General features: G+C 63.1%; 1 protein-coding gene. It reads right to left on the reverse strand.

The window, feature by feature from the left end:
- A partial coding sequence (locus GP2_RS20695) for a non-ribosomal peptide synthetase (RefSeq protein WP_040527670.1) occupies positions 1-2,696 on the reverse strand: 2,696 nt, incomplete at both ends.

Here is a 2,696-nt window from a genome sequence, read left to right on the forward strand (position 1 = left end):
GAACCGAGCACCTCATGCTGCCACAGCGCGTAGTCGGCGTACTGCACCTCGAACTCGGGGAATGACGGCACCGAACCAGTAGCCCGTGCCATGTACGCGGTCACGAGGTCTCGGACGAACGGGCCTGTCGACTCTCCGTCCGAAGCGATGTGATGCATGACGATCGCCAGGATGTGCTCATCGGTCGCCGATGACATCACCCGCGCCCGGATCGGTAGCTCCCGCGTCACGTCAAAACCCGTGAGTACCGCGCGCTCGATATCCGTCCGGGACGACACAACTGCCCAATCGAACCTATCGGCAACCTGGTCGATGTCGTGCACCAACTGATATGGCACACCTTCCAACGCCGGGAATGACGTCCGCAGCACCTCGTGACGAGCTATGACATCGCACAGCGCCGTGTACAAAGCGTCCACATCCAACGGACCCGTGATGCGCAACAGCGCCGGGATGTTGTAGGTCGGAAGCTCACCCTCCAACTGGTTGATGAACCACATACGCTGCTGCGCAAACGACAACGGGATGCGCTCCGGACGCGGCTCCACCCGCTTCACAGGAGGCAACGCGGACGCAGCACCAGCTGAGGCCGCGACCAGGCCGCGCACACTCGGCGCTTCGAACACATCACGAACCGATAGCTGAACGCCCAACACCGCCGAAACCCGAGCTGCAAGGCGCGCCGCCGACAACGAATTGCCCCCCAGATCGAAGAACGACTCGACCACACTCACCCGATCGACGTCCAAGAGTTCGCCGAACACGGAAGCCACCGACTCCTCGGCCTCCGACTCCGGAGCCACATACTCAGCAGCCTCAAACACCGGCGCCGGCAACGCCTTACGATCAACCTTGCCGGCGGCATTTACAGGCATATCGTCCAGTACTATCCACACCGCAGGCCGCATGAACGGCAGAAGCCGTTCCGCAGCATGATCGCGCAGCACGGTCTGCGTGACTGAGTCGTCACCGGTCACATAGGCAACCAGATTTTGCGAACCCGCCGGTGTATCGACCACAGTGACAACCACTTCACGCACACCTGGTTTCGAGGCGATGACCGACTCGATCTCCCCGAGCTCGATCCGCTGACCACGCAGCTTCACCTGGAAATCGGAACGCCCTATGTACTCGATCTGACCGTCGCGTAGCCACCGCACGATGTCGCCGGTGCGATACATCCGGGCTCCGGCAGGACCGTTCGGATCCGCGACAAACCGCTCCGCCGTCAACGTCGGACGCCCGAGATAGCCGCGGGCCATCTGCTCGCCACCCAGATACAGTTCACCGGCCACACCCACCGACACCGGATGCAACCGCGCATCCAGAACCTGCGCGGTGATATGAGGAGCCGGCACGCCGATCGGGACCGTCGATAAACCCGAGTGCACCTCGGCAACCGTCGAGTAGACGACCGTCTCGGTCGGACCGTACATGTTGCGCAACGTGGCCTGTGGCCACACCCTCTGCACCTCGTCGGCAAGCGACGGCGGCAACGCCTCCCCACCGAGCTGGATCGTCCGCCAGGTGCTCATCGCCTGCAGATCGTCCTCCGACAGCTCGCTGAGCAGCAGCGCCATCATAGACGGCACCACCAGCGTGGAGGTGACTCCGTTACGCACGATCAGGTCCCGCAATGCCCACGGATCACGCTGTTCGCCCTGCCCGCTGACTACCAGCGTGCACCCGCACAGCACCGGACGGAACATGTCCAACACCACCGGATCGAACGTGAAGTCGAGAACCGCGAGGACGACATCCTCGGAGGTGAGACCTAGATCGTGCCGATCTGATCGCAGCATGGCCACCGCCGCCCGATGCGACACCGTCACACCCTTCGGCGTGCCCGTCGAACCCGAGGTGAAGATGGTGTACATCGCGTTATCCGGATGGAGCGGCGCGACCCGGTCAGCATCGGTGACGATCGAAGTGTCACCGAGAAGCGGCGCAGACGCGTCAGCCTCCACCACCCGCACAGTCCCTGGATCGATACGATCGGCAGCCTCACGAGCCTGCGCCGCAACCACAAACACTTCGGCACCCGTGGATTCGAGGATGTACCTGACCCGCTCAGCGGGCGCATCCACCCCAATCGGCACAAAATGACCACCCGCGGCAACCACCGCGTACGACGCGATCACCATCTCCAAAGACCGCGGCACCGATATAGCCACTGGCACCTCAGGTCCGACCCCGAGCCGGATCAGCTCCCGCGCAAGCACATTTGCACGCCCCATCAGTTCTCGGTAACCCATCGCGCGATCACCGGCAACCACCGAAGCCGAAGTCGCGGACAGCGGATCAACCTGCCCCAGCAGGTCACCCACAGTCGCTGCTCCGTCGCTGATGTCACCAATGGCGCGCGCCCCGGACCAAGAGGTGACCTGCTCGTGTTCGGCAGCACCCAGCAGTTCGATGTCACCGACCACCGCCTCGGGCTCGGACACGACCGCAGACAACACCCGCACCAGGCGATCAGCGAACCCGACAACCGTCGACTCATCAAACAGATCAGTCGCATATGTGATTGCGCCGAGCCACGAACTACCCGGCACCGTCGTGTAGATCCCGAAGACAAGATCGACCTTCGCAAGAACCGGAGCCTCGCCAAAGGGCGAAAGTGTGAGTCCACCAGGAAGATCCACAGACTCCGCCATCTTGGCCTCTTCGACGCTCAGCCACACCTGGGTCAGCGG

It is taken from the genome of Gordonia paraffinivorans NBRC 108238 (assembly GCF_000344155.1).
GTDB lineage: Bacteria > Actinomycetota > Actinomycetes > Mycobacteriales > Mycobacteriaceae > Gordonia > Gordonia paraffinivorans.